This is a genomic window from Sphingomonas sp. ABOLE (assembly GCF_003950455.1).
GTDB classification, from domain to species: Bacteria; Pseudomonadota; Alphaproteobacteria; order Sphingomonadales; family Sphingomonadaceae; genus Sphingomonas; species Sphingomonas trueperi.
This window is the reverse complement of the sequence record NZ_QQWY01000001.1, coordinates 173,204-193,990: the sequence shown is the minus strand read 5'-3', so window position 1 is coordinate 193,990 and position 20,787 is coordinate 173,204. Positions and strand designations below refer to the sequence as shown.

The window sequence follows — 20,787 nt, the reverse complement described above, 5'->3', positions numbered from 1 at the left end:
ATGACGCTGCCCCGCACGCAAGAGGAAGCCGCCGCCGAGCTCGAGAAGCTCGCCGCCGAGATCGCGCACCATAATCGCCGCTATCACGATGCCGACGCGCCCGAGATCAGCGACGCGGACTTCGATGCGCTGGTCCGCCGCAACGCCGAGATCGAAGCCGCCTTCCCCGAGCTGGTGCGCGCCGATTCGCCCTCGCGCCAGATCGGCGCCACGCCTTCGGGACCGCTCGCCAAGGTGGCACATGCGCGGCAGATGTTCAGTCTGGACAATGGCTTTGCCGACGAGGACGTGGCCGACTTTCTCGGCCGCGTGCGCCGTTTCCTCAAGCTGGCCGACGATGCGCCCGTCGAACTCACCGCCGAGCCCAAGATCGACGGCCTGTCCTGCTCGCTGCGCTACGAGGACGGGGTGCTGGTGCAGGCCCTCACCCGCGGCGACGGCCGGATCGGCGAGGACGTGACCCCCAATGTCCGCACCATCGCCGACATCCCCCACCGGATCGAAGGCGCACCGCCGGTCTGCGAGGTGCGCGGCGAAGTCTATATGGCCAAGGCCGATTTCGCGGCGCTCAACGCGCGGCTGCTGCTCGAAGCCGAGGAGACCGGCAAGGAAGCCCGGCAGTTCGCCAACCCGCGCAATGCCGCTGCCGGCTCGCTGCGCCAGAAGGACGCCGCCGTCACCGCGACGCGACCGCTGCGCTTCCTCGCCTGGGGCTGGGGCGAGCTGAGCGAACCGCTCGCCGTCAAGCAGTACGAGGCGATCGACCGCATCCGCGCCTGGGGCTTCCCGGTCTCCGACCTGTTCGTCCGCGCGCCCGCGCTGGCGGATGCCCTCGCCCAGTATCGCGCGATCGAGACCCGCCGCGCCGATTTGCCGTTCGACATCGACGGCGTGGTCTACAAGGTCGACCGGCTCGATTGGCAGGAACGGCTCGGCTATGTCGGCCGTGCCCCGCGCTGGGGCCTTGCGCACAAATTCCCCGCCGAGCGCGCGCAGACCACGCTCCAGGCGATCGACATCCAGGTCGGCCGCACCGGCAAGCTCACACCGGTCGCGCGGCTGGAGCCAGTGACGGTGGGCGGCGTCGTCGTCAGCAACGCGACGCTGCACAATGCCGACGAGATCGCGCGCCTGGGCGTCCGCCCGGGCGACCGCGTCGTGCTCCAGCGGGCCGGCGACGTGATCCCGCAGATCGTCGAGAACCTCACCCGCGACGAGCCGCGCGCCGAGTGGCACTTCCCCACCCACTGCCCGATCTGCGAGTCCGAAGCGGTGGCCGAGGAAGGCGAAGTCGATGTCCGCTGCACCGGCGGGTTGATCTGCCCGGCGCAGCGGCTGGAGCGCTTGAAGCATTTCGTCAGTCGCGGCGCACTCGATATCGACGGGCTGGGCGAGAAGACGCTGATCGAGCTGCTCGACCTGGGCTGGATCGCCGAGCCGGCCGACATCTTCCGCCTGGCGCAGCATCGCGACGCACTGCTCGGCCGCGAAGGCTGGCAGGAAAAGTCGGTCGACGGCCTGCTCGCCGCGATCGAGGCGAAGCGCGCGCCCGACGCGGCGCGGCTGCTGTTCGGCCTCGGTATCCGCCACATCGGCGCGATCACCGCGCGCGACCTGCTCAAGCGCTATGTCACCCTCCCGGCGTTGGAGGCGCTGGCCGACGAGCTGATCGCGCTGCGCGAGGCCACGCCGCTCCAGCTTGGCGAAACCGAGGCGAAGCACCGCACGCGACTCGACAAGGCGATGGCCGAACGGATCGGCGTCGAGAATGTCGGTGCCGCCGTCGGCCATGCGCTGGCGGACTTCTTCCATGAGCCGCACAACCGGGCAGTCTGGGCCGACCTGCTCCGCGAAGTGTCGCCGCCGCCCTTCGTGGTCGAATCGCGCGACTCGGAGGTGACCGGCAAGACGCTAGTCTTCACCGGCACGCTGGAAGCGGTGAGCCGCGACGAGGCCAAGGCGCAGGCCGAGCGGCTGGGTGCGCGCGTTTCGGGATCGGTATCCGCGAAGACGGACATGGTGATCGCCGGGCCGGGCGCCGGATCGAAGCTCAAAAAGGCTGCGGATCTCGGAATCCGGGTGATCAGCGAGAGCGATTGGCTGGCAATCGTAAGCGCTTCCGAGTGATGCCTTTTTGCAACGCACCATAGTGGAACGTTGCACACATATTGACTGTCACAATTCCGCAATCAAAGCCAAGCAGGGGGGCAACCAGACAGATGGCGTGCAAAGCGCCACGACTGGTAGCCACAGGCTAAAAAAGGGAACTCTCGATGCGAACGCACTATCTTGCAGGCGTGGCCGCTGCCGCGCTGCTCATTCCGGTTGCAGCACACGCGCAGGAAACGACCTCGACGATTCGCGGCACGGTGACCGCCAACGGCGCGCCGGTTGCCGATGCGACCATCGTCACCATCCACGTGCCGTCGGGCACGCGTTCGCAGGCGAAGACCGACGCGCAGGGCAACTTCACCGTCGCCGGTCTCCGCACGGGTGGCCCCTACACGGTGGAAGTGACGAGCTCGGCCGGCAACCAGACCGTCACCGACATCTACACCCTCGTCCAGCAGGCCTATGCGCTGCCGATCGAGCTGAGCGCCGACACCGGCAGCGAGATCGTCGTCACCGCCTCGACCATCAAGGGCGCCGGCATTACCTCGAACGGTCCGTCGACCGTCCTCGACGCGGTGCAGATCGGCAAGGTCGCCTCGGTCAACCGCGACATCCGCGACATCCAGCGCCGCGACCCGTTCGCTGCGGCCGACATCTCGAACAACGGTGACCGTGGCGGCGCGATTTCGTTCGCCGGCGTCAACCCGCGCTTCAACCGCTTCACCATCAACGGCGTGACCGTCGGCGACACCTTCGGCCTCAACCAGGACGCCAGCCCGAACATCCGCGGCCCGGTGCCCTTCGACGCGCTCGCCCAGGTCTCCGTCTCGGTCGCCCCCTATGACTTCCGCCAGAGCGGCTTCCAGGGCGGTGCGATCGACACCGTGCTCAAGTCGGGCACCAACGAGTTCCACGGCACCGGCTTCTACTCGCAAAATACCGACGGCCTGAGCGGCACGAAGATCGGTAACACCGTCTTCAACCGCCCGAAGTTCAAGTCGGAAACCTATGGCGCCACGCTGAGCGGCCCGATCCTCAAGGATCGCCTGTTCTTCATGGTCTCGGGTGAGCGCAACACCGATCCGCGGCCCTATTCGACCCAGGTCTCGTCGTACCCGAACCCGGCCCTCCTCACCACCGCGATCAACGACATCAGCGCGATCGCCAAGAACAGCTACAGCATCGAACCGGGCACCGCGCTGTCGATCAACGACCGCAAGGACGAGAAGATCGTCGGCCGTATCGACTGGAACGTCACGACGGGCCAGAAGCTGTCCTTCTCGTACGTCAATTCGTACAACGTGCAGGGCAGCCAGAACAACACCAGCACCTCGAGCACGACCTACGGCCTCAGCACCAATGCCTATGCGCTGAGCGAGCTGCTCCGCGCCGGCATCCTCCAGCTGAACTCCGACTGGACCAGCAATTTCTCGACCGAAGCGCGCCTGATCTACCGCTGGACCCGCCGCGGCCAGGAGCCGTTCGGCGGCCGTCCGAACGGCCAGCTGGGCGTGTGCGACGACGCGGTGTCCACCGCTGCATCGTCGGCCACTGCCTGCGGTAGCGGCATTCCGACCGTGTATTTCGGCCCGGACAATTCGCGGCAGACCAACGAGCTGTTCTACGACACCTGGGCCGGCTCGTTCGCGACCCGCTACCAGACCGGCAACCACGAAATCCGCGCACTGATCGACGTCACCCAGAACCGCACGTTCAACAACTTCGTGCAGAACAGCCTGGGCAGCTGGTATTTCGACTCGATTGCCGACTTCCAGGCGCGTCGTGCGAACAGCGTGACCTATGCGGGCATCATCGGCGGCGGCAGCAGCGCCGCAGCGGATTTCCACTACACCGCCTATACGCTGGGCGCACAGGATGACTGGCAGGTGACGGATGCACTCCGCGTCACTGCGGGTATGCGCTACACCATGTACGGCATGCGCGACGTACCGACGCTGAATCCCTACTTCACCCAGCGCTACGGCTTCTCCAATCTCAAGACCTACAAGGGTCTCGATCAGTTCGAGCCCCGCCTGAGCTTCGAGTACAAGCCGGCTGCCAAGCCCTACAGCTTCCGCGGCGGCGCCGGCATCTTCGGCGGCGGTTCGCCCGACATCTATCTGTCGAACAGCTTCTCGAACACCATCACCACCAACTCGCTGACCATCCAGCGCGACGCCTCCTGCAACACCGCGGGCACGCTCTGCGACATCGCGCTCAACAACGTCACCGGCAAGGCCCCGGCTGCGCTGATCGCCGCCGCGTCCAACGTGACGGGCAGCACCTCGCTGCCGCGCACCAACACCGGCGCGATCGCTCCGGGCTTCCACCTGCCGCGTTCGCTCAAGGCGACGCTGTCGGGTGACCTGAACCTGTGGGGCTTCAACTTCGGCGCCGACTATTACTACTCGAACACGCTCGACACGCCGGTGTTCGTCGATGCGCGCTCGGTGGTGGTCGGCACGCTGCCGGACGGCCGTCCGCGCTACAACGGCCTGCTCGGCTTCTCCGACAACAACTACGACATCCTGGTCACCAGCGCGCACAAGGGCCGCTCGCACATCGGCGTGATCCGCTTCGACAAGAAGTTCGACTGGGGCCTGTCGTTCGGCGGCAGCTACACGCTGCAGGACGTCCGCGACGTCGGCAACGCCACCTCGTCGACGATCAACTCGAACTATCGCAACCAGTTCTTCGCCGATCCGAACTTCCCGGTCCTCGGCACCTCCAGCGATCAGATCAAGTGGTCGTACAAGTATAACATCGGCTTCGATCATGCTTTCTTCGGCGACTATCGCACCGTGATCCAGCTGTTCGGCGAAACCCGCGCGGGACGTCCGTACAGCTACACGATGCGCGACTCGGCGGCGAACCGCACCGACGTGTTCGGCACCGTCCTCACCGGCGGCACCACCAACACCAACCTGCTGTACGTGCCGAAGGCGGGAACCGACGCGATCGTCCAGTACGACAGCGACGCGACCAAGAATGCGCTGGAAGCACTGATCAACAACAGCGCGCTGAAGAACTATCGCGGCCAGATCGCGCCGAAGAACATCGCCCGCAACCGCGCCTTCACGCAGATCGACATCCACCTCGAGCAGGAAATCCCGACCTTCGTGGGCCGTTCGCGTCTGTCGGTGTTCGCTGACATCAACAACCTGCCGAACCTGCTGAACAAGAACTGGGGCGGCCTGCGCCAGTTCGGCTTCCCGTACGCGGCCTCGGTCGTGACGGTGAACTGCGTCACCGCCGCGGGCGCGGTGGTGCCGGCAGGCACCGCGATCGGCACGGCGGCCAACCCGGCCAATGGCTGCGCCAAGTACCAGTATTCCAGCTACCAGGCGCCGAACGACTCTGCCGTCAACTTCAACGGCTCGTTCTACGCCATCCGCGTCGGCGCCCGCTTCACCTTCTAAGCGGCACGACCGACCCTTTCGAAATGCCGGGCGCTCCCCAAGCGCCCGGCATTTTTTTTGCCCCCTCGCCGTCCCGATGGTACAGGCGCAGCGTGGCAAAGACTTCGCTTCCGCAGACCAACACCCGGACCTTGGGCCTTTCCAAGCCCGATCTGTTTTCGCGTCCCTTCTTCGAAGACAAGGGCCGGGCCTTCTGGATTCTCCAGGCGACCGGCTGGAGCGGCTATCTGCTGCTGCGCTCGGTATCTTCGATCTCGAACGGATTTTCGGTCGAGGGGCTGATCAAGGCGATCATCGAGGCGATCGTCGGCTATTGCCTGACGCTGCTGCTCTCCGCGCTCTACGGTTTCTACCGCCGGCTGCCGCGCATCCCGGCAGTGCTGCTAACCCTCGCCACGCTGGGGGCCGCGACGCTGATCTATGCGGTGCTGGAGGCCTTCACCTATTCGTTCACCGCAGCCGAGGCCGGGATCACCGTCGCCCGCGTGATCGGCTACAGCTTCCTCACCTTCACGGTGCTGGCGGGCTGGTCGGCGCTCTATTTCGGGATCAATTTCTACCTGATCGTCGAGCAGCAGATCGACCAGATGCAGATCCTGGAGAACCAGGCCTCCAGCGCCCAGTTGGCGATGCTGCGCTACCAGCTCAACCCGCATTTCCTGTTCAACACGCTCAATTCGATCTCGACGCTGGTGCTGCTCAAGCAGACCGAAAAGGCGAACATCATGCTGTCGCGCCTTTCCTCCTTCCTGCGCTACACGCTAGCCAACGAGCCGACCGCGCACGTCACGCTGGCGCAGGAGATCGAGACGCTGAAGCTCTACCTCGAGATCGAGAAGATGCGCTTCGACGAACGGCTGCGGATGCATTTCGATCTCGATCCGCGCGTCGCCAAGGGCCGGCTGCCGTCGCTGCTGCTCCAGCCGCTGGTCGAAAACGCGATCAAATATGCCGTCAGCACACAGGAGGACGGCGCCGACATCATCGTTTCGGCTCGGCTCACCGGCGATAGGGTGCAGATCGCCGTGTCCGATACGGGTCCGGGATTGATCGAAGCGCGTCCACGGCCGACGCTCTCTACCGGCGTGGGGCTCGCCAATATTCGGGAACGGCTGGTTCAGGCTTTCGGGCCTGACCATCGTTTCGAGACGCGAACGAAACCTGGGGAAGGTTTCAGCGTTGAGATCGAAATACCGTTCCAGCTAGAGGAACCGAACCGAGAGGCCGCATGACCATCCGTACCATCCTCGTTGACGACGAATCCCTGGCGATTCAGGGGCTCGAGCTCCGGCTGCAGGAGCATGAGGATGTCGAAATCATCGACAAATGCTCCAATGGCCGCGAAGCCATCCGATCAATCAAGACGCACAAGCCAGACCTCGTTTTCCTCGACATCCAGATGCCGGGGTTCGACGGGTTCTCGGTGATCCAGGGGCTGATGGAAGTCGAGCCGCCGCTGTTCGTCTTCGTCACCGCCTATTCAGACCATGCCATCCGCGCCTTCGAGGCGCAGGCAGTGGACTATCTCATGAAGCCGGTGGAGCCCTCGCGGCTCGCCGACACGCTCGACCGCGTCCGCCAGCGCCTCACCGAGAAGCGCGGCGTGGAGGAAGTGGAAAAGCTGAAGGAAGTGCTCGCCGAAGTGGCGCCGGATGCGGTGGACGACATCGCCACCGGTGACGGCACCGAGCCGGCCTCCAGCCGCTTCGAGAAGCTGATCAACATCAAGGATCGCGGCCAGATCTTCCGCGTCGACGTCGACACGATCGAGCGGATCGACGCCGCCGGCGATTACATGTGCATCTATACCGGCGACAACACGCTGATCCTGCGCGAGACGATGAAGGATCTGGAGAAGCGGCTCGATCCGCGCCGCTTCCAGCGCGTCCACCGCTCGACCATCGTCAATCTCGACCTGGTCCGTCAGGTGAAGCCGCACACCAATGGCGAATGCTTCCTGGTGCTCAACTCGGGCGCGCAGGTGAAGGTGTCGCGCTCCTACCGCGACGTGGTGGCGCGCTTCGTCCACTGAGGCACCGACCGGGCGGCCCCTTATACGCCGCCCGGCTCGTCCTGCCCCCGATCGGCGGGTTCGGCCGAGGCGTAGCGCGGTGCCAGCCAATGCCCGGCGAGCAGCACCGGCTCGAGGATCGCCATGCCGATCAGCACCGCGACCAGCCGCTCGATACCCGGCAGCACGTCGCCATCGGCATAATTGTCGGGCACCAGCATCACCAGCACCGCCAAGGTGAATTGCGTGCCGACATAGCGATAGCTGTGCGGCCCGTTCTCGATTCCCCGCCCGATCGCCACGCCGACGACCGTGCCCGCGACCAGCACCGGCGCATGGCCCTGGGCGAGGAACAGGCACAAGGCCGATAACGCCGCACCGGCGAGGCAGCCGAGGAAGCGCTGCGCCAGCCGCGCGCTCACCGGCACCAGCCCGCCCGCGCCGAGCCCGTGCACCGGCACCAGCATCACCGCCATCACGCCCACCGCGCTCTGCGCCAGCGCAGGCAATGCGACGGCGCGCGCCACGCCGACCAGCAGCGCCAGCGCGACGCCTGCCTGCACGGCGTGATAGAAGGCCGCGGGATGCCACAGCGCCACCACCGGCGGCGGAGTCGGCGCGGCCGGCCAGCGCCGCCGCACGGTCAGCGCCGAGGCGATGCTGACGGCCATGCAGGCGAGCGTGCCCGCCACCGTCTCAAGGATGCGCGTCTCGACGAACTGGCCGAGCGCGGTGTCCGGCGCGTCGATCTTGTCGAGCAGCACCATCGCAAAGGTGAGGCCGAAGAACAGCCAGGCATAGGCGCGGCGGGCAGTGAGCGCGCGGTAGAGGCTCAGCGTGCCCACCGCCAGCATCGCGATGGCGCTGCCCACCCAGTCGCTCGCGACCAGCGGGGCCAGCACCAGCGCCAGCGCACCGCCCGTGACGGTGCCGACGATCCGCAACAGCCCCCGCACCACCGTTTCGCCGGCGCGGCCGCGCATCACCATGTATCCGGCGAACGCCGCCCAGGCGACGTTGTCGCCGCCGATCGCATGCGCGACGAGGATCGCCAGCAGCACCGAGACGACGCACTCGACGGCGTCGATGGTGCGGGGCGTGATGTGCCCCAACATGGTGGTCCAGGCGGCGCGCAGGCGGTTCATCTCATCCGAACAGCTCGGCGAGGAAAGTGGTCATCGCCTGCCAGCTGCGGTGATCGGCCTTGGGCTCGAACGCGATCGCCGGGTTCTTGCTCTGGACGCGGCTCCGATCGGTGAAGGCGTGGCCGGCATGGCCATAGGCGTGGAGCTGCCAGTCGGCGCCGCGCGCGGTCAGTTCCTCCGCCAGCCCCACCGTGGCGTCGGGCGGGCACAGCGGATCGTCCCAGCCATGGCAGATCAGCAGCTTGGCGGTGATCGGCGCCGCTTCCGGCAGGTTCGGCCGGTCATAGACGCCGTGGAACGAGACGCCGCCCAGGATCGGCAGCCCCGCGCGCGCCATGTCGAGCACGCATTTGCCGCCGAAGCAGAAGCCGATCGCCGCCAACCGGTCCCGATCGACCGGCGCCAGCCCGGCCAGCGCGTCGAGCGAGGCCGCCAGCCGATCGCGCAGCAGCGCGCGATCGGCGTTGAGTTCGTCCATGTAGCGGGCATAGGCGGGATCGCTCATCGCGGTGCGCTTGCCCTGGCCATAGACATCGGCGACCAGCGCGACATAGCCCAGCTGCGCGAGATCCTCGGCCTTTTCGACATCGGCGTCCTTGGCGCCGAGCACGTTGGGCAGCACCAGCACCCCCGCTCGCGGGCCCGAAACCGCATCGTCCCATGCCGCCACGCCCTCGAACGGGCCGCCCGGGCCCTGATAGACCAGCGTCTGTCGAACCAATGCCATGCTCGTCGTCTCCTGCGCTTGTCCCTGTCGCCTCATTCGCTAAGGACGGCGGCGCGCAGTTACAAGGAGCCAACCCATGCCCACCCTCGTCCTGATCCGCCACGGCCAGTCGGCCTGGAACCTGGAAAACCGCTTCACCGGCTGGTGGGACGTCGACCTGACCGAACAGGGCGTGCGCGAGGCGACCGCCGCCGGCACGCTGATGAAGGATAAGGGCCTCGACTTCGACCTCTGCTTCACCAGCTTCCAGAGCCGCGCGATAAAGACGCTGCACCTGGCGCTGGAGGCGATGGACCGCCTCTGGCTGCCCGAGGAAAAGGACTGGCGCCTAAACGAGCGGCATTATGGCGGGCTGACCGGCCTCGACAAGGCTGAGACCGCGGCCAAGCACGGCGACGAACAGGTCAAGATCTGGCGCCGCAGCTTCGACGTGCCGCCGCCGCTTCCCGAAGCAAACTCGCCCTGGGACCTGACCAGGGACCCGCGCTATGCCGGCATCCCGATCCCGCAGACCGAAAGCCTGAAGGACACGATCGCGCGCGTGCTGCCCTATTGGGAGCAGCGCATCGCGCCGGAGCTAAAGGCCGGCAAGCGCGTGCTGATTGCAGCGCACGGCAACTCGCTGCGCGCGCTGGTGAAGCATCTGTCGGGCATCGCCGACGAGGATATCGTCAGCCTGGAGATCCCGACCGGCCAGCCGATCGTGTACCAGCTCGACGACGAGCTGAAGGAAGTAGAGCGCTACTATCTGAGCGAGCGCTGATCGCTCCTCACTTAAAATCCCCTCCCGCTTGCGGGAGGGGAGTATAGAAGCAGGAGGGGCTTAGCTCACCGCCCGCGCGGCCCGAGATCCGCCGGGATCGTCGCCCGGTACTGCGGCGCAACCCGCGCCTTGCTCGCCTGCTCATAGGCATAACCCGCGCGCAGCAGCAGCCCGTCCGCATAGGCCGTCCCGATGAACGACAGCCCGGCCGGCAGCCCGTTCACCAGCCCCATCGGCACCGTGAGGTGCGGATAGCCGGACACCGCCGGCAGCTCGCTCGCGGAGGGGCCCACGAACTGGTCGCCATGCGCCGGATCGCTCAGCCACGGCGTGCCATAGGTAGGCGTCACCAGCACCTCCGCGCCTGCCGCCTTGAGCATCGCATCGATCCCCTCCGGCCCCGCCAGCCGCTGCGACTTGGCGCGCGCCGCCTTGTAGTCGGGATCGTCGAGGCCCTTGGTCGCCTCGGCCTTGAGGAAGGTTTCCTGGCCGAAGAAGGCCATCTCCTCGCCCGAATGCGCCTGGTTGTAGGCGATCGCGTCGGCCAGCGTCCGGACCTTCACCGTTGCCGGGGTGGTCGCCAGATAGGCGGCGAGATCGGCCTTGAGCTCGGTATAGAGTACCAGCCCTTCGGCCTCGCCCAGCCCATCGAGCTTGGGCAGCTTCACCTCAACCAGCGTCGCCCCCGCCGCGCGCAGCGCATCAAGCGCCTTGTCGAAGCGGGCGGCGAGATCGTCGGCCATGTCTGGCCGCCAATAGCCGATCCGCATCCCCTTCAGCGCATCGGCGGCCAAGCCGGCCGCATAGTCCTTGCGATAGGCATTGGCGCCCTTGGTCGCCGGATCGGCGGGATCCTCGCCGACCATCGCCGAGAAGAGCAGCGCGACATCGGCGACGCTGCGGCCCATCGGCCCCGGCGTGTCCTGGCTGTGGCTGATCGGCACGACATGGGTGCGGCTCACCAGCCCCAGCGTCGGCTTGAGGCCGACCAGCCCGTTCATCGCCGAGGGGCAGACCACCGAGCCATCGGTCTCGGTACCCACCGCCAGCGCCGCGAGGCTCGCCGCCGCCGCTGCGCCCGATCCGCTCGACGAGCCGCAGGCGGTGCGATCGAGCGCATAGGGGTTGCGCACCAGGCCGCCGACCGCGCTCCACCCGCTCATCGAATGGTCGGAGCGGATATTAGCCCATTCGCTGAGATTGGTCTTGCCGAGGATCACCGCGCCCGCCGCGCGAAGCTGCGCCACCACCGGCGCGTCGCGGCCAGTGCGATTGTCCTTGAGCGCGAGGCTGCCGGCGGTGGTCGGCAGTTCGCGCGTCTCGATATTGTCCTTGATCAGCACCGGCACGCCGTCCAGCGGGCCAAGCGCCCTCCCCGCCTTGCGCCGCGCATCGCTGGCGCGGGCCTGGGCGAGCGCATCGGGGCTCACCGCGATCACCGCGCGCAGCGTCGGGCCCTTCGGGTCCATCGCCGCGATGCGCGCGAGATAGGCGGCGGTCACCGCCGCGCTGCTGGCCTTGCCCAAGGCGAGATCGGCGGCGATCTTCGTGGCCGGCACCTCTTCCACCCGGACCTGCGCGATCGCCGGGTTCGTCGCCGCCAGCGCCAGCATCGCCACACCCCAAGCCCGCATCGCATCCCCCTTTTGTCTGCTTCGCGGTCAGCCTAGCCTGTGCCGGACCAAGCGCAATCCTGCCCCGATGGACAATTGGGCAAGATCGGTCGGGCAGGCTGCACCCCTGCCGCATAGGAAGGCGTCGCCACGGAGGAAAAGATGCAGACGCCGCTCGCCCGCTACCATGCCCGGATGCTGCGCGTGCTCGACCATGTCGACGCGCATGCCGGGGAGGATCTCGACCTGGAGACGCTGGCGGGCGTCGCGGCGTTTTCGAAGCATCATTTCCACCGCCAGTTCAGCGCGCTGTTCGGGCTGTCGGTGCATCGCTACGTCCAGCTCGTGCGGATGAAACGGGCATCCTATCGCCTCGCCTATCGGCCGGGGGAGCCGATCATCGGCATCGCGCTCGATGCCGGCTATGAAGCGCCCGAGGCGTTCGCCCGGGCCTTCCGCCAGCGCTTCGGCCAGGCGCCGTCGCAGTTCCGCGCGGCGCCGGACTGGCACCCCTGGCACGCGGCGCTCGCGCCGCTCACCCAAGCAAGGAGCCAGACGATGCAGACCCGATTCACCGGTGCCGACGTGACGACGCTCGACTTCCCCGCCACCCCGGTGGCGTTCCTGACCCACCGCGGCGACCCCGCCCGTCTCGGCGACACGATCCGCCGCTTCATCGCCTGGCGCAAGACCAGCGGCCACCGGCCGCCGGCGAGCGCCACCTACACCATCTTCCACACCGATCCGCGCACCACCCCGACCGAAGACTATCGCCTCGACCTCTGCGCCGGCACCGCGCATCCCGTGGCCGACCCCGTGCATGGCATCGAGCCCGGCCTGATCCCGGCCGGCCGCTGCGCGATGCTGCGGGTGGCGGGGCAGGCCGACGATCTCGAGCCCGCCGCGCTGTTCCTCTACCGCGCATGGCTGCCGGAAAGCGGCGAGGAACCCGGCGACTTTCCCCTCTTCGCGAGACGGGTCGCCTTCTTCCCCGATGTGCCCGAGCACGAGGCGGTGACCGAACTCTATCTGCCGCTCAAATAGCCCCCATGGTGCAGCGTGCGCCGCCGCGACCACCAGTGGTTGTGGCGGCGGTGATTCATCCCCCAAAATTTATTTGCAGTTCCATGTTCGTTCCCTTGCCTTTTTGAAAGGCCAGGGAAGTCCGCGCGTCGCGACATGAAGCGGCCGTTAGCCCTGCCACGAGCCGAGTCATTTCAGCGACGAGCCGTTGCAATCCTCGGTGATTTCCGCTCTTGTGCCCGGACTCGGATTGGCACAATCTGTAGTGGTCGCACCAAGGGGCAAGCCCAAGCACTGGTAACCCAACGTTCGCATAGCCATATGCGACTGGGGTAGACTCGTGCCGGCTGCCGGGCCGATGGACACTTTTTGTTCTCGCGCAAATCCGGCTGGTGCTACGATTGCTACCGTGCCCCGAGTCGGTTGTTGCGTATGCAGAAGACAGGGGTCCGAGGTATGGAATTCAGAGATAGTGAGACCAGCGTGAACGAGACCGCCACCATCGAAGCCGCCACCGCCAGCAAGGCGCTCGACAGCAAGGCGATCGTGCCGCAGCCCTATCCGGTCGAGGTCGATCATGCGCGCGACGCGCTGCTCACCGATTTCGGCAAGGAAACGCTGAAGGACCGCTATCTGCTCCCCGGCGAAAGCTACCAGGACCTGTTCGTTCGCGTCGCCTCGGCCTATGCCGACGACCAGGCGCACGCGCAGCGACTGTACGACTATATCTCCAAGCTGTGGTTCATGCCGGCGACCCCGGTGCTGTCGAACGGCGGCACGGGCCGCGGCCTGCCGATCAGCTGCTACCTCAACTCGGTGCCGGACAGCCTCGACGGCATCGTCCAGACCTGGAACGAAAATGTCTGGCTCGCCTCGCGCGGCGGCGGCATCGGGACCTATTGGGGCAGCGTGCGCGGCATCGGCGAACCGGTGGGCCTCAATGGCAAGACCAGCGGCATCATCCCCTTCGTCCGCGTGATGGATTCGCTGACGCTCGCGATCTCGCAGGGCTCGCTGCGCCGCGGCTCGGCCGCCTGCTATCTCGACATCTCGCACCCCGAGATCGAGGAGTTCCTCGAGATCCGGAAACCCTCGGGCGACTTCAACCGCAAGGCGCTCAACCTGCACCACGGCGTGCTGATCCCCGACGCGTTCATGGAAGCGGTGCGCGACGGCGCCGAATGGCAGCTGAAGAGCCCGAAGGACGGCTCGGTCCGCGCGACCGTCGATGCGCGCGCGCTGTTCCAGAAGCTGGTCGAAACCCGCCTCGCCACCGGCGAGCCGTACATCGTGTTCTCGGATCACGTGAACTCGACCATGCCCAAGCACCACCGCGACCTTGGCCTCAAGGTCTCGACTTCGAACCTGTGCTCGGAGATCACGCTGCCCACCGGCCGCGACCACCTGGGCAATGATCGCACCGCGGTGTGCTGCCTCTCCTCGCTCAATCTCGAGACCTGGGACGAGTGGAACAAGGACAAGCGCTTCATCGAGGACGTGATGCGCTTCCTCGACAATGTGCTAACCGACTATATCGAGCGCGCGCCCGACGAGATGGCCCGCGCCCGCTATTCGGCGGCGCGCGAGCGCTCGGTCGGCCTCGGCGTGATGGGCTTCCACAGCTTCCTCCAGGCCCGCGGCATTCCGTTCGAAGGCGCGATGGCGAAGAGCTGGAATCTCCGCATCTTCAAGCATGTCAGCGCGCAGGTGAACGAAGCCTCGATGGCGCTAGCGGTCGAACGCGGCCCCTGCCCGGACGCGGCCGACATGGGCGTGATGGAGCGGTTCAGCTGCAAGATGGCGATCGCGCCGACCGCGTCGATCTCGATCATCTGCGGCGGCACCAGCGCCTGCATCGAGCCGATCCCGGCCAATATCTACACCCACAAGACGCTCAGCGGCTCCTTCTCGGTGCGCAATCCGTATCTGGAGAAGCTGCTCAAGGAGAAGTCGAAGAATTCCGACGCGGTGTGGAACTCGATTCTCGAGCAGGGCGGCTCGGTCCAGCACCTCGACTTCCTTACCCAGGAAGAGAAGGACACGTACAAGACCAGCTTCGAGATCGACCAGCGCTGGATCCTGGAGCTGGCGGGCGATCGCGCGCCGTTCATCGACCAGGCGCAGTCGCTCAACCTGTTCATCCCGGCGGACGTGGAAAAGTGGGACCTGCTGATGCTCCACTTCCGCGCCTGGGAGCTGGGCATCAAGTCGCTCTACTATCTGCGCTCCAAGTCGGTGCAGCGCGCCGGCTTCGCGGGCGGGGTCGAGGCCGACAACACGATCGAGAAGCCCAAGTTCGATCTGGGCGAGTCGACCGATTACGACGAATGCTTGGCCTGCCAGTGAACCCTGGCGATGCAGCGGCGGTCCACCCTCATGCCCTCCTCTCCCGTCTCGGGAGAGGCAAAGGCGCGTGCTGAGGCACGAGAGGAAGCGGTGAGGAAGGCATATGCCTCCTCACCGCCCGCGACATTACGCCTCTTCTTCGAACAGCTCGACCGCGACGTCGGCGTTGGCCGAGAGGCGCACCTTGTCGCCCTCGACTTCGGCGACCAGGCCGCCGGGGATATAATGATGGTGCCCTTCATGGCTGCCGGTGGCACCTTCGACCTGGGCCGCCGAGTCCTTCTTGGTCAGCTTGATGCGGTCGCCATCGACATGGTCGACGGTCCCGACATGGACGCCGTCGGCGCCGATGACTTCCATATGCTCCTGGATTGCGCTCAGATCTGCCATGGGTCTTCTCCTGCTTGGGGTTCGCGCACCGAACGCACGCGGTCGCGAAACGATGCACGCGGGCCTCGGGCGCGTCTGCCATACGCAGGGATAGCTGCATGAAGATCCGCGCCGCCTTTGCCCTTGCCGCCCTCGCCCTGCTCGCCGCCTGCGCGCACCAGGTGCCGAGCGCCGTGGCACCGCAGGCGCCGGGCTTCCTGCTCGGGCTGTGGCACGGCTTCATCTTTCCCGTGGCGTGGGGGCTGTCGCTGATCTTGCCCGACGTCGCGGTCTATGCGGTGCCGAACAATGGCGGCTGGTATGATTTCGGCTTCTTCATCGGCGTGGTGTTCCTCGGCGTCGGCGCGCAGGGTGGCCGCAAGGTCGTCTATCGCGAACGCATCGTCGTGCGCGACGGCATGAAGACCGTCCGCGGACGGGTGATCGACCAATGACGCGCACGCTCGCCCTCCAGGCCGGCCTCGGCATCGCCTCGGGCACGGCAGGACTGATCGTCCTCCTCCGCCCTTCAGTGGCGCGGCGGCTGCTGCGCGTCAAAGCCAGCGAGCCGGCGACCTACGCGCTGCGGATCGGCGGCATGATGCTGGTCGCGCTCGGCCTGTTCCTCACCGGCTTCGCGCTGGCCTTTGCGAGTGCCACGAGGAGCACGCTATGATCGACGGACGTCTATTTTTGTTGATCACCACATTGATATGCGTCGGCGCTTTCCTGAATGGCCTGCGCTTTGCGACGAAATCCGAGAACCCTTGGGCCGGAAAAAAACTGTTCGGCAATAACGTCGGCGGATCTGAACTGAGCATCGCGCAGATCCGCCGAATAGGCCTGCTTCAGATGATCGCCGCGCCCATATTCCTATTGCTTTTCGCTGCCCTCTGCTTCGGTCTTTTCGGCCCTGTTGACGGCATTCAGACCATCAGATTCTAATCCTGCCGGAGTACCCCGATGTCGCTTCTCGAAGCCCGCAAGACCTACAAGCCCTTCGAATATCCCTGGGCCTATGAATATTGGAAGCGCCAGCAGCAGGTTCACTGGCTGCCGGAAGAAGTGCCGCTGGGCGAGGATTGCCGCGACTGGGCGCAGAAGCTGACCGATCACGAGCGCAACCTGCTGACGCAAATCTTCCGCTTCTTCACCCAGGCCGATGTGGAAGTGCAGGATTGCTACCACGAGAAATATGGCCGCGTGTTCAAGCCGACCGAGATCAAGATGATGCTCACCGCCTTCTCCAACATGGAGACGGTGCACATCGCGGCGTACAGCCACCTGCTCGACACGATCGGCATGCCCGAGACCGAGTACAGCGCCTTCCTCCAGTATAAGGAGATGAAGGACAAGCACGACTATCTCGTCACCTTCGGCGTCGACAGCGATGAGGATATCGCCAAGACGCTGGCGATGTTCGGCGGCTTCACCGAGGGGCTGCAGCTGTTCGCCAGCTTCGCGATGCTGATGAACTTCCCGCGCTTCAACAAGATGAAGGGCATGGGCCAGATCGTCACCTGGTCGATCCGCGACGAGAGCCTGCACTGCGAGGGCATCATCAAGCTGTTCCACACCTTCTGCAAGGAACGGAACTGCATGACCCCGAGCGTGCGCGACGACATTCTGGACATGTGCCAGAAGACCGTCCGCATCGAGGACGCATTCATCGACCTGGTGTTCGAGATGGGCCCGGTGAACGGCATGACGCCCAAGGACATCAAGAAATATGTCCGCTTCATCGCCGACTGGCGGCTGGGGCAGCTGGGCCTCAAGCCGATCTATATGATCGACGAGCACCCCCTGCCCTGGCTCGCTCCACTGCTCAACGGCGTCGAACACGCCAATTTCTTCGAGACGCGCGCGACCGAATATTCGAAGGCGGCGACGCGCGGCCAGTGGAACGAGGTGTGGGACAGCTTCGACAAGCGTCGCCAGGCCAAGACCAGCACGATCGCCAACGAAGACGCGATCGAAGGCGACATGTTCGCCAAGGCGGGAATCGCGGCGGAGTAAGCCCGGCACTCTAAACTCCCCTCCCGCTTGCGGGAGGGGAGTTTAGAAGGAAGAAGCGGCCGTTACCCCAGCGCCGCGATAAACGCCCGCGCATTGGCGCCGACCTGTTCGGCGCTCATCCCCACCTTGTAGAGCGCCGAACCCAGGCCGAAGCCGGGCGCCCCCGCGGCGATCCACGGCGCCATCGTGTCCGGCGATACGCCGCCCACCGGCAGGATCCGCGCTTCGGTCAGCACCGCGCGCATTGCCTTGAGCACCGTCGGGCTCGCCGCCTCGGCCGGGAACAGCTTGAGCGCGGTCGCGCCCGCGTCGAGTGCTGCGAAGGCCTCGCTCGGCGTCAGGATGCCCGGCAGCGAGACCAGCCCCGCCGCTGCGCTCGCGCGGATCACGTCGAGATTGGCGTTGGGCGAGATGATCATCGTGCCGCCGGCCTCGGCCACCGCCTGCACCTGCTCGACCCGCAGCACCGTGCCCGCACCGATCACCGCGCGACCCGCGAAGCGCTTGGCGAGGCGCGACACGCTGTCCAGCGGATCGGGCGAGTTCATCGGCACTTCGATCAGCGTGAAGCCGGCCGCGACGAGTTCGTCGCCGATCGCCTCGACCTCGTCGGGCTTCACGCCCCGCAGGATCGCGATCAGCGGGCAACGGGCGAAGGCGGCGTCGAATTCGGCAACGTGGTTCATGCAATCTGCTCCGCAATGGCGAGGATTCCCGCGACGAACGCGTCATGGCTGCTGGCGATGACCGCCTCGCGGCCCTGCGCGCCAATCGCGGCGGCATAGAGGCCGCCCAGCATCGGGTCGGCCAGAATATGGACGGTGTCGTGCCCGGCATGCTCCAGCCGCGCGGCGACGTCGCTGCCGATCAGCAGCCCGCTGGCGAAGGCCGCCGCATCGGCATCGTCGCGCACGCCCAGCATCTTGGCGGCGCGGATGCCGAACAGCGAGGCGGCGAGGTCGCGCTTGCGCCCCTCCTCCACGCCCGCATGAAAGGCGGGGCCGACATGGACCTCACCGCCGAGCTGTGCCGCCAGCAGGCCGTGCTTGCGCAGCGTGGCAAACAACTCGCCGGTCATCGCGGTGGTGAAGTCGGCGATGCGGCCGTCCACCATCTCGACCCATTTGCAGTGCGTTCCCGGCTGGACGAGCAGCGCATCGGCGGGCGCCAGCCCCGCACGCACCGCGCCGAGCAGTTGGACTTCCTCGCCGCGCATCACGTCCGGACGCCCGGTGACCATCGTGGAGACGCCCGGCACGATCGCGCTGCGCTCCTCCACCCAGAGCAGCCCAGCGGCCAGTTCGGCGATCCCGGCGGGTGCCGCGACATAGGGCGCCGGCGCCCAGCCGATATTGGCGCCGACCATGCCCGCCATCAGCAGCGGCAGGTCGCCGTGGCGCGCGCGGATGCCGGCGGCTTCGGCGGCGAAGTCGGTGACCGAGGTCACGCCCTTGTCGTCGCGCTCGGTGTGGGTGACCGCGCCGTTCTCGATCACGAAGACGCGGCGATTGGTCGTGCCCCAGTCGACCGCGAGTAAAGAACCCGAGAAGCTTACCACCATGTCGCGTACAGCCCGATGAGGATGAGGACGATCACCGCCGCGGCGATGTTGAAGCCGGCGGTGGTGCGGAAGGAAACGCCCTGCATCGTGATCAGGCTGCTGTGCGTCGGCGTGCCTGCCAGCGAGACGATCACCGCCAGCGCGAGCGAGGCGAGGAACACCACGCCCATCCGGTTCATGAACGGGAAGTCCGGCAGCAGCCACCACAGGACACAGGACAGCACCACCGAGGCCACCGCGCCGACCAGCGCCCCCGCCTCGGTCGCGCGCGGCCAGAAAAGGCCGAGCAGGAAGATGACGGTGATGCCCGGGGTCACGAAGCCAGAGAATTCCTGGATATACTGGAAGGCCTGGTCGAGATTGCCGAGCAGCGGGCGCGCGGTGAGCATCGCCAGTACGATCGCAACGCCCGCGGCGATGCGGCCGACCAGCACCAGCTGGCGCTCATGCCCCGCCTTGTCGGCACCGCCTTCCGCACGGCGCTGCACGCCCTTGAACTTGGCGTAGATGTCGAGCGTGAAGATCGTCGCGATCGAATTGATCTTGGACGCGGTCGACGCGATGATCGCCGCGATCAGTGCCGCGAAGACGAGGCCGAGCAGCCCGGTCGGCAGCAGCGCCATCATCGTGGGGTACGCCTGGTCCGGCTTGGCGAGGTTGGGCGCCAGCACCACCGCGGCGATGCCGGGCAGCACGATGACGACGGGCATCAGCAGCTTGAGGAAACCTGCGAACACCACGCCGCGCTGCGCCTCGGCCAGGCTCTTCGCCGCAAGCGCGCGCTGGATGATATACTGGTTGAAGCCCCAATAGCTCAGGTTGGCGATCCACATGCCGCCGACCAGCACGGCAATGCCGGGCAGATCCTTGTAGTGCGGATTGTCGGGCGAGAGGATCATGTCGAAATGATCGGGCGCGCGGCGGGTCAACTCGTGGAAGCCGGCGAGCACGCCGCCGTCGCCGCCGATCTTGCTGAGCGTCAGGTACGCGACGACGAGACCGCCCAGCACCAGCAGCGTCACCTGGACGATGTCGGTCAGCGCCACTGCCTTCAGGCCGCCGCGCAGCTGGTAGAGCAACGCGAAGGCGCCGAGCCCGATCAGCGCCACGTCCTGGTTGACGCCCGCCACCTGGGTGACCGCGATCGAGCCCAGCCAGATGATCGAGGTGAGGTTCACGAACACGTAGAGGATCAGCCAGAATACCGCCATCACGGTGCGGATGGTCGGCCCGAAGCGCTGCTCGAGGAACTGCGGCATCGTGTAGATTTCGTTGCGCAGGAAGATCGGCAGGAAGAACTTGCCGACGATCAGCAGCGTCAGCGCCGCCATCCACTCATAGGAGGCGATGGCGAGGCCGATGGCGTAGCCCGATCCCGACATGCCGACGATCTGCTCGGCCGAAATGTTCGCCGCGATCAGCGAGGCGCCGATCGCCCACCAGGGCAGGTTCTTCGAGGCGAGGAAATAGTCGCTCGAATCCTTGGTGGCGCCCGCCTTGTCGCGGCTCACCCATTGCGCGAGGCCGAAGATGCCGATCGCATAGACGATCACCACGACCAGATCGATGTTGGATAGACTCATGCCCACTCCTGCCGGTGCCGGCGCGAACGGCATGGCCCGCGCGTCTTGCCCCTCCCCGCCCCAATGCAGGGTTCGACCATTCATTTATCTTATTTATCG

The 20,787-nt window shown here is 66.4% G+C and carries 18 protein-coding genes; 11 read left to right on the top strand and 7 right to left on the bottom strand.

Annotated features, from left to right (window positions below):
* The 4 genes from ligA to CA234_RS00910 all read left to right on the top strand — a co-directional run bounded on the left by ligA (position 1) and on the right by CA234_RS00910 (position 7,563).
* Positions 1-2,127 (top strand): NAD-dependent DNA ligase LigA, encoded by a 2,127-nt coding sequence (gene ligA, locus CA234_RS00925; protein WP_126000652.1) that lies wholly within the window; start codon positions 1-3, stop codon positions 2,125-2,127.
* 146 nt (positions 2,128-2,273) lie between these two features.
* Positions 2,274-5,531, top strand: coding sequence for a TonB-dependent receptor (locus tag CA234_RS00920; RefSeq protein WP_126000651.1), 3,258 nt, complete (start codon positions 2,274-2,276; stop codon positions 5,529-5,531).
* Positions 5,532-5,623: 92 nt separating this feature from the next.
* Positions 5,624-6,763: a histidine kinase gene (locus CA234_RS00915; protein WP_183049293.1), complete on the top strand. Its 1,140-nt coding sequence runs from the start codon at positions 5,624-5,626 to the stop codon at positions 6,761-6,763.
* On the top strand, positions 6,760-7,563 hold the full coding sequence (locus CA234_RS00910; RefSeq protein WP_125976632.1) for a response regulator: 804 nt from the start codon (positions 6,760-6,762) through the stop codon (positions 7,561-7,563). Before CA234_RS00915 ends, CA234_RS00910 begins: the two co-directional genes overlap by 4 nt.
* Before the next feature lie 20 nt (positions 7,564-7,583).
* On the opposite strand, the gene CA234_RS00905 is transcribed toward CA234_RS00910, so the two are convergent.
* Positions 7,584-8,687: an FUSC family protein gene (locus CA234_RS00905; RefSeq protein WP_241213122.1), complete on the bottom strand. Its 1,104-nt coding sequence runs from the start codon at positions 8,685-8,687 to the stop codon at positions 7,584-7,586.
* Between the two features lies 1 nt (position 8,688).
* The gene (locus tag CA234_RS00900; protein WP_125976631.1) at positions 8,689-9,414 is read right to left on the bottom strand and encodes a dienelactone hydrolase family protein; all 726 of its coding nucleotides are present in this window, start codon (positions 9,412-9,414) and stop codon (positions 8,689-8,691) included.
* Between the two features lie 76 nt (positions 9,415-9,490).
* On the opposite strand from CA234_RS00900, the gene gpmA reads away from it, so the two are divergent.
* Positions 9,491-10,177, top strand: coding sequence for a 2,3-diphosphoglycerate-dependent phosphoglycerate mutase (gene gpmA / locus CA234_RS00895; protein WP_125976630.1), 687 nt, complete (start codon positions 9,491-9,493; stop codon positions 10,175-10,177).
* A gap of 65 nt (positions 10,178-10,242) precedes the next feature.
* Here the strand turns inward: gpmA and CA234_RS00890 are convergent, their stop codons facing one another.
* Complete coding sequence (locus CA234_RS00890) at positions 10,243-11,811, bottom strand: amidase (RefSeq protein ID WP_164521669.1); 1,569 nt, start codon at positions 11,809-11,811, stop codon at positions 10,243-10,245.
* A gap of 141 nt (positions 11,812-11,952) precedes the next feature.
* Here CA234_RS00890 and CA234_RS00885 point away from each other — a divergent pair, with 141 nt between their 5' ends.
* Together CA234_RS00885 and CA234_RS00880 are read left to right on the top strand one after the other, a co-directional pair.
* Positions 11,953-12,834 (top strand): AraC family transcriptional regulator, encoded by an 882-nt coding sequence (locus tag CA234_RS00885; protein WP_125976629.1) that lies wholly within the window; start codon positions 11,953-11,955, stop codon positions 12,832-12,834.
* Between the two features lie 435 nt (positions 12,835-13,269).
* Positions 13,270-15,159, top strand: a complete 1,890-nt coding sequence (locus tag CA234_RS00880; protein WP_125976628.1) for a ribonucleoside-diphosphate reductase subunit alpha — start codon at positions 13,270-13,272, stop codon at positions 15,157-15,159.
* Between the two features lie 126 nt (positions 15,160-15,285).
* Here the strand turns inward: CA234_RS00880 and CA234_RS00875 are convergent, their stop codons facing one another.
* A complete protein-coding gene (locus CA234_RS00875) occupies positions 15,286-15,549 on the bottom strand; it encodes a DUF2171 domain-containing protein (RefSeq protein ID WP_125976627.1) in 264 nt (87 codons plus the stop codon).
* 98 nt (positions 15,550-15,647) lie between these two features.
* On the opposite strand from CA234_RS00875, the gene CA234_RS00870 reads away from it, so the two are divergent.
* Genes CA234_RS00870 through CA234_RS00855 form a run of 4 tightly spaced genes read left to right on the top strand, consistent with a single transcriptional unit; the run spans position 15,648 to position 17,544 of the window.
* Entirely contained in the window at positions 15,648-15,983 is a 336-nt protein-coding gene (locus tag CA234_RS00870) for a hypothetical protein (protein ID WP_125976626.1), read from the top strand.
* Positions 15,980-16,204, top strand: a complete 225-nt coding sequence (locus tag CA234_RS00865; protein WP_125976625.1) for a hypothetical protein — start codon at positions 15,980-15,982, stop codon at positions 16,202-16,204. Before CA234_RS00870 ends, CA234_RS00865 begins: the two co-directional genes overlap by 4 nt.
* Complete coding sequence (locus CA234_RS00860; protein WP_125976624.1) at positions 16,201-16,473, top strand: hypothetical protein; 273 nt, start codon at positions 16,201-16,203, stop codon at positions 16,471-16,473. The genes CA234_RS00865 and CA234_RS00860 overlap by 4 nt, the downstream gene beginning before the upstream one ends.
* Before the next feature lie 18 nt (positions 16,474-16,491).
* Complete coding sequence (locus CA234_RS00855) at positions 16,492-17,544, top strand: ribonucleotide-diphosphate reductase subunit beta (RefSeq protein WP_126000650.1); 1,053 nt, start codon at positions 16,492-16,494, stop codon at positions 17,542-17,544.
* Positions 17,545-17,606: 62 nt separating this feature from the next.
* Here the strand turns inward: CA234_RS00855 and CA234_RS00850 are convergent, their stop codons facing one another.
* The 3 genes from CA234_RS00850 to CA234_RS00840 are packed head-to-tail and all read right to left on the bottom strand — an operon-like array spanning position 17,607 to position 20,688.
* Positions 17,607-18,230 (bottom strand): 2-dehydro-3-deoxy-6-phosphogalactonate aldolase, encoded by a 624-nt coding sequence (locus CA234_RS00850; protein WP_125976622.1) that lies wholly within the window; start codon positions 18,228-18,230, stop codon positions 17,607-17,609.
* Positions 18,227-19,105, bottom strand: coding sequence for a 2-dehydro-3-deoxygalactonokinase (locus CA234_RS00845; protein WP_126000649.1), 879 nt, complete (start codon positions 19,103-19,105; stop codon positions 18,227-18,229). Before CA234_RS00845 ends, CA234_RS00850 begins: the two co-directional genes overlap by 4 nt.
* Positions 19,096-20,688 (bottom strand): sodium/sugar symporter, encoded by a 1,593-nt coding sequence (locus tag CA234_RS00840; protein WP_125976620.1) that lies wholly within the window; start codon positions 20,686-20,688, stop codon positions 19,096-19,098. The genes CA234_RS00845 and CA234_RS00840 overlap by 10 nt, the downstream gene beginning before the upstream one ends.
* Between the last annotated feature and the right edge of the window lie 99 nt (positions 20,689-20,787).

What these genes read in the sequence shown, in the direction of transcription:
- CA234_RS00855 (WP_126000650.1), top strand. Translation starts at nt 16,492, where the DNA reads ATGTCGCTTCTCGAAGCCCGCAAGACCTACAAGCCCTTCGAATATCCC.
- CA234_RS00900 (WP_125976631.1), bottom strand. Translation starts at nt 9,414, where the DNA reads ATGGCATTGGTTCGACAGACGCTGGTCTATCAGGGCCCGGGCGGCCCG.
- CA234_RS00910 (WP_125976632.1), top strand. Translation starts at nt 6,760, where the DNA reads ATGACCATCCGTACCATCCTCGTTGACGACGAATCCCTGGCGATTCAG.
- CA234_RS00850 (WP_125976622.1), bottom strand. Translation starts at nt 18,230, where the DNA reads ATGAACCACGTTGCCGAATTCGACGCCGCCTTCGCCCGTTGCCCGCTG.
- CA234_RS00865 (WP_125976625.1), top strand. Translation starts at nt 15,980, where the DNA reads ATGACGCGCACGCTCGCCCTCCAGGCCGGCCTCGGCATCGCCTCGGGC.
- CA234_RS00920 (WP_126000651.1), top strand. Translation starts at nt 2,274, where the DNA reads ATGCGAACGCACTATCTTGCAGGCGTGGCCGCTGCCGCGCTGCTCATT.
- CA234_RS00880 (WP_125976628.1), top strand. Translation starts at nt 13,270, where the DNA reads ATGGAATTCAGAGATAGTGAGACCAGCGTGAACGAGACCGCCACCATC.
- CA234_RS00885 (WP_125976629.1), top strand. Translation starts at nt 11,953, where the DNA reads ATGCAGACGCCGCTCGCCCGCTACCATGCCCGGATGCTGCGCGTGCTC.
- CA234_RS00845 (WP_126000649.1), bottom strand. Translation starts at nt 19,105, where the DNA reads ATGGTGGTAAGCTTCTCGGGTTCTTTACTCGCGGTCGACTGGGGCACG.
- gpmA (WP_125976630.1), top strand. Translation starts at nt 9,491, where the DNA reads ATGCCCACCCTCGTCCTGATCCGCCACGGCCAGTCGGCCTGGAACCTG.
- CA234_RS00875 (WP_125976627.1), bottom strand. Translation starts at nt 15,549, where the DNA reads ATGGCAGATCTGAGCGCAATCCAGGAGCATATGGAAGTCATCGGCGCC.
- CA234_RS00840 (WP_125976620.1), bottom strand. Translation starts at nt 20,688, where the DNA reads ATGAGTCTATCCAACATCGATCTGGTCGTGGTGATCGTCTATGCGATC.
- ligA (WP_126000652.1), top strand. Translation starts at nt 1, where the DNA reads ATGACGCTGCCCCGCACGCAAGAGGAAGCCGCCGCCGAGCTCGAGAAG.
- CA234_RS00905 (WP_241213122.1), bottom strand. Translation starts at nt 8,687, where the DNA reads ATGAACCGCCTGCGCGCCGCCTGGACCACCATGTTGGGGCACATCACG.
- CA234_RS00870 (WP_125976626.1), top strand. Translation starts at nt 15,648, where the DNA reads ATGAAGATCCGCGCCGCCTTTGCCCTTGCCGCCCTCGCCCTGCTCGCC.
- CA234_RS00890 (WP_164521669.1), bottom strand. Translation starts at nt 11,811, where the DNA reads ATGCGGGCTTGGGGTGTGGCGATGCTGGCGCTGGCGGCGACGAACCCG.
- CA234_RS00860 (WP_125976624.1), top strand. Translation starts at nt 16,201, where the DNA reads ATGATCGACGGACGTCTATTTTTGTTGATCACCACATTGATATGCGTC.